We start from the raw sequence: 12,099 nt of genomic DNA on the forward strand, positions 1-12,099 counted from the left end.
CTCCCTATGTACTTTTAATTAAGATTTCATATTCTTCCACTGGCATTGGTTTCGCGAAATAATACCCTTGTGCGATCTCACAATCCACTTGTTTCAAAAAATCTATTTGCTCCTCTGTCTCCACACCCTCAGCCACAACCTTCATATTCAGATCTTTAGCTAGTTTGACCATACTGGCAATTACTATTTTCCCTGTCTCATCGTTAGATTTACTCATTAGAAATGCCCTATCTAACTTAATGACATCAGCAGGAAAAAATTGCAATACATTCAAGGAACTATAACCTGTCCCAAAATCATCGATAGCTATGGAAAAGCCTTTGCTTTTCAAATCCAACAAAATATCTCTAACGAATTCTAAATTTTGGAATACAATAGACTCGGTTAGTTCTAACTCTATCAATCTTGCAGGTACCTCGTACCGGTTAATAATGTTCGTCAAATTGATCAGGAACTCATTATGGTATAGGGTTACAAGCGATATATTCACTGAAATCGGAAGTGGCTGGATTCCTTCCTGAATCCATTTACTCAGCATGATACATACTGATTCTAACACCATTAAATCCAATTTCACGATAAAGCGATTCCTCTCAAATATCGGGATAAATACTACAGGAGAAATAAGTCCCTTCTGAGGATCGTTCCATCGAACCAATGCCTCGGCGCCATGAAATCTGTTCACTCGAAGATCAATTTTCGGTTGTAAATATACTATAAATTCACCATTTGTCATTGCAGGACCCATCTTTCTTACGATGTCCTGCTCTTCGTGCATCTGCAATAACAATTGTTCATCAAAGAACATACATGCACTCTTGTATCCACCTTTAATGGACTTACAGGCGATTCCTGCCCGGTCAATACATGCGAGGATATCGCTCTGATTATCTTCTACACAATAAATTCCACAATTGATTACTATCCTAAAACCTTCTTCATTTCCAAACGTACAGTCGCTCATTTCTTCAGTAAGTACCTGCATACGGATTAATAATTCCGACTTACTCTCATACGAAGTGAAAAGAATAAAACGATCACCCCCTAAACGTCCAATGACATCCTCAGCTAAAGCGTTTTCTGTTAGGCAATTGGCCACTTGAATCAAAATGCTATTTCCTTCGGGAAACCCGACAATTTCATTTATGTAATTAAATTGTTCAATGTCAAATTGCATAACAGCAAACCTTGTATTTGGGTATTCTTTCAGTAAATGCTGAGCATCTATGACAAATAAATTTGCTCTAGAAAGATGTGTTAATTCATCCTCAAAGGTAATCCTATCCATATTTTTCCTGGTTTTTCTTTTATTCCATAAAATATTTGCAAATATGATCAATAATAAAACAAACATGATTATACAAAATAGAAAAGCCGCATGGCTCATTTCGGTCGCCCTAACTATGATCACATCTTGCGGCATCACGGAGAGAATATACCAATCCTCAATCCCCTGGATGCCGGAATATCCAACCATTGTGCTTTCTCCATTAATCCAAAATATTCCTATTTCAGATTTATTTGTGCTTATATTCTCTCTAAAGATTTTCAGTTGTTTCTTATTTCTAGAATCAAGACTTATACTTTCGAATATATTATCAATTGACTTATCCGCTTCGTGATACTTCGACTTGACAATGACTTGTCCCTTGTGGTCAATGATTTGAGAATAACCATGACCATTAAAGAAGGTAGCTCCAAGAGCCTCATAAAGATCTTGTGTATATCTACTGGCAGATATAGCACCCTTCACTTTACCTCTAAACTTAAGTGGACTATTGATCGTGATAATTTCTTTATTGGAGATCTTATCTAAGAATGGATCAGAGATACTGCTAATACCCTGCAGAGCCTTTTGGAATTCTACTTCATCTGATACTTCAAACATTTCCCCATCTGATGCGTAGGCTTTACCATCTGGACTGATGATGCTAATTCGAATAAAATTATATTTTGTATCAAAGTGATGTAGATATTTGGGGGCCTCTTCCCAATTCATATCATCAATTTCCGAAATAGAATCAGCAATTCCATCTAAGTAATCTGATCCACTCTGTATCATATTTCCAATCGATTTACTCGCATGTATCGTAGCTTCTGATGTAGCAGTAGCCGCTTCTTCCTTATAAGAACCAAAATAAGAACCAAAAGTCCATTTTATGAAATAGTAAGAACACCCGCTAAATATCAACATAGCCATTATGGCGAGTCCTATCATTCTCCATATTCGCAGTTGTGTCTGATCCATGTATCTATCATCCTTTTCCCCATATGAGATGTTATTATCAGAATAATAACATCTCATATGTATCGAAAAATAAGAGTGAAAAACTCTCACTGTGCAACCGACTGTCATATCTATATTAGATTTAGACCCTATGGCTTTGTGTCCCTATTTTTCAATAGGTTTACCAATATTCTGTTGTCACAATTACTAATCCTAAATACTCTATTAAAAATAGGTTATCTCCAAAAGACCTATTTCCGCTGCGATTATATTGGGAAATTTTTCACAAATGTCAATGTTAACTTTAATATAATATTCATTAATGTAAAGCAACAATTCTGCGAACAATAATAAAATTTAGATACTAAAGCCCAATGTAACATTTAAATATGTCACATTGGGACTTATTTCTCAACCCGAACTATGTTTGTCTTGCGAACGCATAACGAAGAACAGCTTCTTCTAATATATCAATCCCCATAATGATATCATCCAGATCTGTATATTCATTGGGATGATGACTAAGTCCATCTACTGAAGGAACAAAGATTAGCCCTACTGGACATAGTCTGTTCATGTTCATGGCATCATGCCCTGCCCCACTGATCATCCGTTGACTTAATATCCCCTTCTCTTCACAAATGGATTCTAGAACATGACTGATCTCATTCGATAATAGGACAGGTTCCTCCGATATGATTTCAGTACTCTCAATTTCAAGCTGTCTACTTTCTTGTACTGAGGACATCGTCTGATACAGATGGTCTAATACACGTTGTCTGGATGCCACTGAAGTAGATCTGATATCAATTTTAATTTCAACCTCTCCCGGAACCACGTTCATGGCGCCATTTAAGATATCTATCACCCCGAGAGTCGCAACCGTTCCAAATTCTTGTTCGAGTTTGGCTGCTTTTTCAAGCTCCAATGCTATTTCTGAAGCACCCAGAAAAGCATCTTTTCTCATATTCATAGGCGTCGTTCCAGAGTGGGATGCTTTCCCTGATATTTGAATAAGAAGCCTCACGGGTGCTGCAATTCCAGTCACAATACCAATCTTCTTATTATTGTTGATCAAGACGGGACCTTGCTCGATGTGTAATTCGAAAAACGCTTTTAATTCTTCATTCACTCTACTCGCTTGGTCAATACTATTGTAATCTAATGCGCATAGCGAAAATGCCTTTTCCATGGTAATCCCATCTTTGTCCTTTAAATCTTTGAATTTCTCCTTTTGAAATAACCCTGCCATTACTTTGCTGCCTACAGTTGAAATACCAAACCGCGAGGATTCTTCACAGGCAAAAGAAATAATTTCGATAGGATGATCCGTTTCAATCCCTTTTTCGTTTAGACGTTTGATCACTTCCAAGGCAGCCGTTACACCTACTACACCATCATATTTCCCTCCTTGGTAAACCGTATCCAAGTGAGAGCCCATTACAACGGGTGGAAGCCCTTCTATCTTCCCATTTCTTCTAGCAATCACATTTCCGCAATGATCCATTCGTATATCTAAATGCTCAGCCTTACACATCCGCATAAAAGCACTTGTACATGTCTGCTCTTCATTCGTATAGGCAATTCTAGTGATGCCCTTATCACCCGAGTTATATTGATTAATATTATCAAATAATGCCTGATATCTTCTCTTTCTATCCATGCTAATATCTCCTATCCTGGGTATTCATGATTATGGTTTCATCAAAATTCGTGAATGATATACAATAGAGGAAGTGCTAATCTTTAAAAATCACATACTTGATGAGGTGTAATGGATAGTGATGAAGAAGACCATTATTTTTAAAGAAAATGACTCATTTACAATTAAAGCTGATTTATATGAAACAAACCGTCCCCAAGCCCCTGCTATTGTGTACATTCACGGAGGCGGCCTACTGTGGGGTGATCGAGAAGATCTATCCGAGGAAATGATACAACTTTACACTAACAATGGCTTTGCGCTATTTTCGATTGACTATAGATTAGCCCCTAGATCAACCCTATCTGACATCCTTGAAGATGTCCAAGATAGCCTTCTTTGGTTAGTGAATGAAGGACCTGAACAATTCTCCATTGACCCCTCAAGGATCGCTGTAGTGGGAAGCTCTGCAGGTGGTTTCCTTGCGCTGTGCACAGGAATGTTCGCCCACAAGCCACGTGCGATTGTCTCCTTCTATGGATATGGCGATATTAGTGCACCATGGGCACTCGAATCAAGTAAATTCTATTGCGAAAAAGATATCGTCTCCAAAGAGACTGCTAAAAGTACGGTGTCCGATCAAATCATTACGAATGCAAGCGTTGACGAGCGTTTTCTTCTCTATTTATATGCTAGACAATCCGGTCAATGGATACAAGAAGTAACGGGCTTAAATCCTTCGCTACATAAGGAAGAACTCCTCAAATTCTGTCCTATTCATCATGTAACTAATGACTTCCCCCCTACATTGCTATTGCACGGAACAAATGATGTAGATGTGCCGTATGAACAATCGGTATTTATGAGAGCAGCGCTAGTGAAAGAAGGAGTACCGGCGAAGCTTATTACTATTCCTAACGGAGAGCATGTATTTGAAAAAGATTTCGATAACCCTGTTGTGCAAAAAGCACTCCATCAGGTGATTGATTTTCTCCAGCTTCATCTGGCTGAGTAGATCTGTAAAAGAACAGGAAAATCCGGCACTAAAATAGTGCCGGAAAATATAGGATACCACCTGAATTATTTCTTGTTTAATTCGTGGAAATGCGTCCATAAATGATCGCAATCTTCTCTAGCTTCCACTTTAATCATATTAACAACACTCTCATCATGACCCACAAAATATTCGCGAAGATGAATATCAGAGAAGCCATGCTCTTTCGCGTCGTCTCTTGTGCTGCAATAATGAACTTCTTTAACACCTGACCAAATGATAGCACCCATACACATTGGACACGGTTCACAGGTCGCATAAATTACGCAATCCGATAAGTCCATCGTGTCTAGCTTTTTGCAAGCTTCTCGGATAGCTACCATTTCCGCATGTGCAGAAGGATCCGTGTCTCTCATCATTGTATTGCTAACCGCTGCAATCACTTCATCGCCTCGAACAATCGTTGCACCAAACGGGCCTCCAAATTTCTTGTTCATACCCTCGATCGTTGCGTCTACCGCCAATTTCATGTAATCCATTTCAAAATTCCTCCTCTAGTTTAATTGGGATGATTTTAATGTTTTGCTAAAGATGGTGTATAGAACAAACGAAACAATTAAGCCACTAAAGAATGCAAAATCATTCATCCTAACTAGGAATGGGATACCCTTAAGAAATGCGCCTGACATAGGAAGGATGAAGCTGACTGCTAAAACAGCCATTGCAACTGGGTTGTAACCATTCTTATATTCACCATTGCTACCTGCTGGGACATAGATATGGTCAAGATCTAATACTCTTTTCCGATGAATAAAGAAGCTTGAAAGCATAATACCCGCAATTGGACCAAAGATAGACCCAATAAAGCTATAGAAGTAAAATAAGGTCGTCGTGCTTTCTACAAGCTTCCATGGCAAAATCAAAGTTCCAACAACGGCTGTTAAGACACCCGCAGTCTTTACAGTGAATTTTTTCGGGAAAAGAGATGACATTTGCAAGCCAGCTGGCAATAAGTTGGCAAATACTACGAAGGCGATTGCTCCTACATTTAGCGCTAGAATCAATACAACAACAGCGAAAGTGCTTTCAATTTTATCAATGGCATGAACGATATTGAAGATCGGCTCACCAAATGCAATTTCAGTACCCGCGATTAAAGCAACACAAGTAATGGCGAAAAGAATATAAGACAAGATAAACCCTACTGGTAAGCCAATCATAGCCGCTCTTGGTGATTTCGCACGATGCGTGAAGTCCGACATATTCACAACAGGGCCCGCCCAGTTAGATACTAATGCACTTACGCAAGCAATAAAGACTAGTGGACTTGAACTTGGGTTTGCTGGTACGTACTCTAAAATCGGGCCAAAACCTCCAGCAATCTTGATCGCCCAAACAGCAGCACCGATGATGAACACATATACTACTGGCGATGACCAGTTACCGAACTTTCCTAATGTTTTCATTCCGCCTAAGAACAACAGAACCGTTGCTGTCCAAAGAATTGCATAAGAGATCATTGTCGGGAACGCTAGCCCGAATAGTGTGAAGCCACCGCCTAAATCCATATAATTCGGAATAAATCTAGCAAATATAACATTTAATGATTCTGCACCTACAACGGTTGTGGTTCCAAAGAATACTAACCCAGCAACAAGTCCTCGTATTAATGCAGGTATAATGGCTCCCTTTACACCAAATGAATCACGAAGCAGCATCGCGAATGGCAGCCCATATTTGGAGGCAGAATACCCATTTAAAGCATAAAATGCGGAGACAATAATAGCTGAAAGCATAACGGCAAAGAGCACCTGTGTTGTATCCAGCCCTAGGACGAAGAAACCTGCTACTGTCATATACGACATAATGTTATGAACAGCGCCCATCCAGAGTGTTATATAGTTGGACATTCCCCAGTCTCTTTGCTCAGGCTTTTTGGGTAGTAATTCCTCACCGTAACCGTATGATTTGTACCTATCATAATTTTGTTCTAACTTTGCTTGATCCATATCTACACTTCCCCTCGCTTAAATTACTTCACGATATGAGTGCCTGCTTGTTCATTCATTGCATCCTTCAAGCTTTCCGGATTCGTAATAATAACTCGCGTTCCGCTTTTCTCTAAGAAGCTTAAACTCGCCTCAATTTTAGGCAGCATGCTTCCTGCTGGAAAGTGATTTTCTAGTACATATTGTTTGGTCTCATCAACCGTCATCTTGGATAGCTCCTGTTGATTCGGTTTACCATAGTTGATGCAAACTCTAGACACTCCAGTTGTAATAATTAATATCTCTGCATGAATTTGTTCTGCTAAAAGACTCGTAGCAAAATCCTTATCGATGACTGCATCGATACCTTTGTACGTGTTATCATCAGACTTCACGACTGCGATCCCTCCACCGCCTGCAGCGACAACGACAAAGCCCCCATCGATTAATGACTTAATCGCGTCTTTCTCCACAATATCTATAGGTCTTGGTGATGGAACTACTCTACGGTATCCTCTACCAGAGTCTTCTACAAAGCTCCATTCAGGATGCTCATTTTTCATTTCTTCAGCTTGTTCTTGGGAAAAGAAAGATCCCACTGGTTTCGTTGGACTCTTGAAATTAGGATCTTCAGAGCTTACTTCAACTTGCGTAATTACTGTAGCCACATTCTTATGGATTCCTCTAACTGCAAATTCATTAATTAGGGCTTGTTGAATTAAATAACCTATTCCACCTTGTGTATCAGCTCCACAATTCACTAGTGGAACAGGAGACATGCCGGCAATTTCATGTGCAATCTCAGATCTTCTTAGTCCAAACCCTACTTGTGGTCCATTACCATGTGTAACGACGACATTGTAGCCCTCTTGCACCATATCAACAATATTAACGACAACTTCTTTTACTGCTTCAGATTGGTCATGAATCGAATCCAGGCCATTTTCCTTGACCAATGCGTTCCCACCAATAGCAACAATCACAGTTTCTTTCATCTGGTGCCTCCTATGTTGCAATTCTTATGCGCTAGCCGAGTAACTCAAGAGATTGCTTTTTGTGTGAATGGTATAACGGATTAGTTGGATCATTCTTAATTGCGTTCTCAATAGCTTCAATAGCTTCTTTATGCTTACCAAGCGATCTTAGACTGTTCGCCTTATGGAAAGAGAAGTCATATCTATTCGGCTGAAGCGCCAGAAGCTTCTCCATCTCGACAATCGCTTCTTCATGTCGGCCAAGTTCTCTTAAATAATTGGATTTGTGGTAGCGATAGAACGTTTCATTAGGCGCTAGCTCGCAGGCTTTATCATATTCCTGAAGAGCTTCCTCTGGTTTTTTCCAAAGTCTTAAACAATTCGCTGTGTAGAAATAAAATTCTATATTAGCTGGGTCAATAGATAAACCGCTTTCATAGCATTGAAGTGCCTCTTCGTATCTCTTTAATTCTTGCAAGAAATAACCTTTATAATAGATGAAATCCAAGCTGTCAGCTTCCACTTCTAGCGCCTTGTTAATGACGGATATAGCTTCTTCATATTGATCGTTTTTAGCAAGAGCCTTTGCCTGCTTTATATATTCATTATTTTCTTGGAAGCTTTGTTCTAGAATCTTCATAACTTTATGCTGACCGTTCTCTTCGGCACGTTGTAGGGATGAGAGTCCATCTCGATCAGGCAAATGAACGTCCGCCCCCGCATGAACAAGCGCTTCAATAATGTCAGAATATAGTCGTCCACCATTCCCCAATATGACTGCTTCAAGCAGGGCTGACCACCCTAAGTTGTTGACATGATTCACTGGAACCCCAGCACCAATACACACTTCTACGGTTTTTAAGTAGCCCTTTTCGCTCGATGGTAACAGCGCTGTTCCTCCAAAACGATTAACGCTCTTCAAATCAGCTCCACCAGCAATCATAAGACGCAGGATTTCATAAAAGCCATTTGCTGCTGAGCAAATAAACGGTGAGAGTTGTGTAATATCTCTAGTGTTTACGTCACTTCCAGCTTCTATTAATCTTTTAGCAATCGCGATTTGATTGTTCTGAGTTGCCGCCATTAACGCTGTTCGCCCCGCAGCATCTTTATAATCAACACTGGCACCTTCGCTTAATAGTTTCTCAACATAAGCCAGTTCTCCCTGTTGGCTCGCTTCAATAAGTTTCGTATTCAAAGATAGATTATCCAAAATTGTTCACTCCCTCACAACCTAGCACGAGATGTTCGTCTAGTTCCAAATAAGAATGGCGGGCTAAGCAAGTTAGCCCTCTTCTATTTAATATTTTCACTTAATGCAAGTAATGCTTTCTCAAATGCTTCTATTGGAGGGTTAACGATACCTGCACCAATCATTCCAATTCCCGCATCTTTATGTGCAATCGCTGTATTAATAATCGGCATTATTCCTGTTTGAATGACTTTTTGAATATCAATACCTGTTGGAATCCCTATAAAGTCAAGCATTGGAATCGTCACGTTAGGATTTTCGGTGGTTGTGATTTCTGCCATTTTTGTGGTGTAGCTAATTGCGTCATCAACGGTACCACCCACAAGCGAAACAATGGCTGGTGCAGTTGCCATAGCGAATCCGCCAATTCCATAGGTCTCCGTAATCGCACTGTCACCAATATCAAGACCAGAATCCTCAGGTTTGTAACCAGCAAACATAGGACCAATTACTTGTTGTGCAGGGCCTGTAAACCACATGTTTCCAGCTATTCCACTCACACGAATACCGAATTCCACTCCGTTACGAGCCATTGTGGTAACAATTGTACTATTCTCAATGCCATGCGCAGCATCAAGGGCACATTTACATAGCGCCATCCATGTTGGACCTGAGAAATAGTCACTGCTGCTAACGAATTCAAATACTTCTTTTTTCTGTTCAACTGTAAAGTCGGTCTGGATAATATAAGGCGTTAGCGCTTGAATGAGCAGGGTTGTTCCAGCTACATTTCGGTTATGACACTCGTCACCCATATGAAGGGCTTGTGACAGCATTAAGCGCAAGTCAATGCCATTTGGATTCAGTTTCATCGCATCTCTTAAAATAGGGCCCAATACATCACGCATCCAAATCAGACGCTGGATAACACTCTCGTCATTGGCACCCATACGAAGGATTTTGGACATTTGCTCACTTAAATTTGTATATGCAATATTGCCATAAGTTTTATTCTCAACAATATGCATAAACATAGAAGCCGATGTTACACCAGCCATGGAACCTACACAGTTATGTTCATGACATGGCGAGAAAATAATTTCTCCGGACGCAGCTAGTTCAGCAGCCTCTTCAATATTGGAGGCAAGCCCTTCAAATACAATAGCCCCTGTTACCGCACCCTTCATCGGGCCATTCATTCGTTCCCAAGTGATTGGCGGGCCTGCATGTAAAATCGTATTTTTGGTCATACCAGGAACCACATTGATCGCTTGGTCAAAGCCAATCAGTACCGGTTGCGAGTTAATAATTCGCTCAACAGCCTCTTTATTAGCAGCTTCAATTTTATCTGTAACACTTGGATCTTCAAGCTTATCCAGCGCAGCAATTAATTCAGGATTCCCTCTGCCTGGCGGTGTCCAATCCAAGTGAGTTACATTCGCGTTTTGCTTTAACAAATCATCTCTAAAGTTCTCAATGCCTACATTAATGACATTTAGTTTATTCGTAAAAAGTTCATTGATTTTACTCATGACTATTCTCCTTTCACAACGAATTCTCTTGCTAGTAGACCTGCGTTCTGACTGCTGCTAGCATGTGTAGCACCAGAAGCTAACAATTTATTAATTTGACCCTCAATATTTTGACTATCTAGCTCGGTTCCAAGAATGTATCCAATAATCTCTAGATGTCTTCCTTCATCTTCAGCGGCTTGCTTCGCTTCGATAATCGCTGGAAGCATTGCGCCTACAGGATCCTCGTGTGCTCCGAAGCCTAGAACAAAGTCCATCACAATAACACCAACAGAAGGATCTTTTGCTTCTTGAATAAATCTTTCAATCCGAGTGGATGGATCTATCATTGGATGTGGCTTACCTTGTGTAAATTGGTCGTCTCCGAAATCAATAAAGGTATGATCTTGGCTTACTCTAACGTCTTTTAAGCGATATTCAGGATCTCTCTGAATGTTACTGTAGACATTATCGAATTTCTCCATAGCAATATGCATTGCTTCATCACAGAGCGTACCGCCACTAAATAGTCCACGGATATATTTTTGCTCAGGCTTTAGCTTCGCACGCACTTCTTCAATAAGCGGAAGATTTAACGCTCGTTTGTTAAGCTTGGATTCGTCTGCTCCAGCTAAAAGTACCGCTTTAAGTGCCGCTTCTTTTGACATTTTTGCAAAGTGACCGCCAGCATTGGTGACTTTTTCTTCATTCCCACCCACAAACCAAACCACAACTGGTTTTTTACTTTGTTTAATTTGTGCTAGCACTTTCTCTTCGACACTTGGTGCTGGTGGTTTAGATACAAGGACAATTACCTTTGTTGCATCGTCCTCTTCTAACGCTTTAATTCCAGCCAGCATCATAATGCCGCCAACCTCTTCACTTAGATCTCTACCGCCCGTACCGATCAACTGTGTGATTCCACCGCCAAATTCATGAATACGAACCGTTACCTCTTGGCTACCTGTTCCTGATGCGCCAACGATCCCGATATTGCCTTTTCTCACGGCATTTGCAAAACACAAAGCGACATTACCAATAATCGCAGTACCACAGTCTGGCCCCATCATTAGCAAGCCTTTTTCTTGTGCTAAAGTCTTTAATTGAATTTCATCTTCAATACTTACATTGTCGCTAAATAGCATGACGTGAAGATTATTTTCAAGAGCTTTTCTTGCTTCTCTAGGAGCATAACTCCCATTTACGGCAATAATCGCTAAGTTAGCTTCAGGAGTACCGTTTACGGCTGATCCAATTGTTGAGTATTTAATCTCACTCTTTCCTTTAGAGGAATCTTTCTTCTTCGTTAATAATTCGTTAATGCTTTCGAAAGCATCCTCACATTGCTCTTCAGAGGCAGCCTTCACAATAATCACTAAATCACTTGTTTTGGCACTTTCTACTTCAGGTGTCATCAAGCCCACATTTCTAATGACCTCTTTATTCATTTCAGTACCCATTGCAATAATGGCTTGTTCTACGATTTCGATCTGATTCGCTTTTGTTGAGAGTGACATCAGAGATACGGAATCGATATACGTGTTTGGTTTTACTAAAACTTGAACAGTCAT

General features: G+C 40.1%; 9 protein-coding genes and 1 riboswitch. Of the genes, 1 reads left to right on the top strand and 8 read right to left on the bottom strand.

Features of this window, described 5'->3' with window-relative positions:
* Positions 1-4: 4 nt before the first annotated feature.
* Complete coding sequence (locus tag NSS67_RS29140; RefSeq protein ID WP_339317253.1) at positions 5-2,248, bottom strand: EAL domain-containing protein; 2,244 nt, start codon at positions 2,246-2,248, stop codon at positions 5-7.
* 89 nt (positions 2,249-2,337) lie between these two features.
* A riboswitch (cyclic di-GMP riboswitch) is annotated at positions 2,338-2,423 on the bottom strand.
* 225 nt (positions 2,424-2,648) lie between these two features.
* Positions 2,649-3,890 carry a Zn-dependent hydrolase gene (locus tag NSS67_RS29145; RefSeq protein ID WP_339317254.1) on the bottom strand — a complete coding sequence of 414 codons (1,242 nt, stop codon included), beginning with the start codon at positions 3,888-3,890 and terminating at the stop codon, positions 2,649-2,651.
* Positions 3,891-4,011: 121 nt separating this feature from the next.
* Here NSS67_RS29145 and NSS67_RS29150 point away from each other — a divergent pair, with 121 nt between their 5' ends.
* Positions 4,012-4,884, top strand: a complete 873-nt coding sequence (locus NSS67_RS29150) for an alpha/beta hydrolase (RefSeq protein WP_339317256.1) — start codon at positions 4,012-4,014, stop codon at positions 4,882-4,884.
* A gap of 65 nt (positions 4,885-4,949) precedes the next feature.
* Here the strand turns inward: NSS67_RS29150 and NSS67_RS29155 are convergent, their stop codons facing one another.
* The 6 genes from NSS67_RS29155 to fdrA all read right to left on the bottom strand — a co-directional run bounded on the left by NSS67_RS29155 (position 4,950) and on the right by fdrA (position 12,099).
* Positions 4,950-5,402 (bottom strand): nucleoside deaminase, encoded by a 453-nt coding sequence (locus tag NSS67_RS29155; RefSeq protein ID WP_042124600.1) that lies wholly within the window; start codon positions 5,400-5,402, stop codon positions 4,950-4,952.
* A gap of 15 nt (positions 5,403-5,417) precedes the next feature.
* Positions 5,418-6,872, bottom strand: coding sequence for a cytosine permease (locus tag NSS67_RS29160; RefSeq protein WP_339317257.1), 1,455 nt, complete (start codon positions 6,870-6,872; stop codon positions 5,418-5,420).
* A gap of 23 nt (positions 6,873-6,895) precedes the next feature.
* Positions 6,896-7,846, bottom strand: coding sequence for a carbamate kinase (gene arcC, locus NSS67_RS29165; RefSeq protein ID WP_339317258.1), 951 nt, complete (start codon positions 7,844-7,846; stop codon positions 6,896-6,898).
* A gap of 31 nt (positions 7,847-7,877) precedes the next feature.
* Positions 7,878-9,023, bottom strand: coding sequence for an ankyrin repeat domain-containing protein (locus tag NSS67_RS29170; protein ID WP_339317259.1), 1,146 nt, complete (start codon positions 9,021-9,023; stop codon positions 7,878-7,880).
* 98 nt (positions 9,024-9,121) lie between these two features.
* On the bottom strand, positions 9,122-10,549 hold the full coding sequence (locus tag NSS67_RS29175; protein ID WP_339317261.1) for a DUF1116 domain-containing protein: 1,428 nt from the start codon (positions 10,547-10,549) through the stop codon (positions 9,122-9,124).
* A gap of 2 nt (positions 10,550-10,551) precedes the next feature.
* On the bottom strand, positions 10,552-12,099 hold the full coding sequence (gene fdrA, locus NSS67_RS29180; RefSeq protein ID WP_339317262.1) for an acyl-CoA synthetase FdrA: 1,548 nt from the start codon (positions 12,097-12,099) through the stop codon (positions 10,552-10,554).

The sequence above is a fragment of the Paenibacillus sp. FSL R10-2734 genome, from assembly GCF_037963865.1.
In the GTDB taxonomy this organism is placed as follows: domain Bacteria; phylum Bacillota; class Bacilli; order Paenibacillales; family Paenibacillaceae; genus Paenibacillus_AQ.

Excerpts from the sequence above, each read along its gene's own strand:
- NSS67_RS29155 (WP_042124600.1), bottom strand. The coding sequence starts at position 5,402 with ATGGATTACATGAAATTGGCGGTAGACGCAACGATCGAGGGTATGAAC.
- NSS67_RS29145 (WP_339317254.1), bottom strand. The coding sequence starts at position 3,890 with ATGGATAGAAAGAGAAGATATCAGGCATTATTTGATAATATTAATCAA.
- NSS67_RS29175 (WP_339317261.1), bottom strand. The coding sequence starts at position 10,549 with ATGAGTAAAATCAATGAACTTTTTACGAATAAACTAAATGTCATTAAT.
- NSS67_RS29160 (WP_339317257.1), bottom strand. The coding sequence starts at position 6,872 with ATGGATCAAGCAAAGTTAGAACAAAATTATGATAGGTACAAATCATAC.
- fdrA (WP_339317262.1), bottom strand. The coding sequence starts at position 12,099 with ATGACTGTTCAAGTTTTAGTAAAACCAAACACGTATATCGATTCCGTA.
- NSS67_RS29150 (WP_339317256.1), top strand. The coding sequence starts at position 4,012 with ATGAAGAAGACCATTATTTTTAAAGAAAATGACTCATTTACAATTAAA.
- arcC (WP_339317258.1), bottom strand. The coding sequence starts at position 7,846 with ATGAAAGAAACTGTGATTGTTGCTATTGGTGGGAACGCATTGGTCAAG.
- NSS67_RS29140 (WP_339317253.1), bottom strand. The coding sequence starts at position 2,248 with ATGGATCAGACACAACTGCGAATATGGAGAATGATAGGACTCGCCATA.